Raw genomic sequence first — 421 nt, forward strand, 5'->3', positions numbered from 1 at the left:
TCACGACGTGGGTCTCCACGTTCCGCATGTGCCCCGCGTGCAGGCGCATGATCGACGGCGGGCTGTTCAGGTCGCCGTCCCCGGTGATGAGCTGGACGGGGAGCGTCAGCGTCTCCAGCCCGGCCCAGGTGATCACATTCTCGTAAGACTGTGTGAAGGCGTCCGCCATCCTCGTGCGGGCGTTTATCTCCAGCCAGGCCGCCACCCCGTCCCGGTCCCCGCCCCGGTAGGACGGGCCCAACTCCCTGAAGTCGACAGGCATGTCCCTGAACGAAGCAGGCAGAAGGATCTGGCTCAGCTCCAGGTACTCGGCGTCCTGAACGCCCATCAAACTGCCGGAGACCGTGAGACTGCGCAGCCGGTCCTGGCGGTAGAGGGCGTAGTCCGTGGCTACGATGCCGCCCAACGCCGAGCCGGAGAG

General features: G+C 66.7%; 1 protein-coding gene. It reads right to left on the reverse strand.

Annotated elements, in window-relative coordinates:
- Positions 1-406, reverse strand: a 406-nt coding sequence (locus I8N67_RS42015) for an alpha/beta fold hydrolase (RefSeq protein ID WP_200309684.1), incomplete at its 3' end; no start/stop codon positions are given.
- Positions 407-421 lie beyond the last annotated feature (15 nt).

Origin of the sequence: Streptomyces adelaidensis, from assembly GCF_016598475.1 — a bacterium.
Taxonomy (GTDB): Bacteria; Actinomycetota; Actinomycetes; order Streptomycetales; family Streptomycetaceae; genus Streptomyces; species Streptomyces adelaidensis.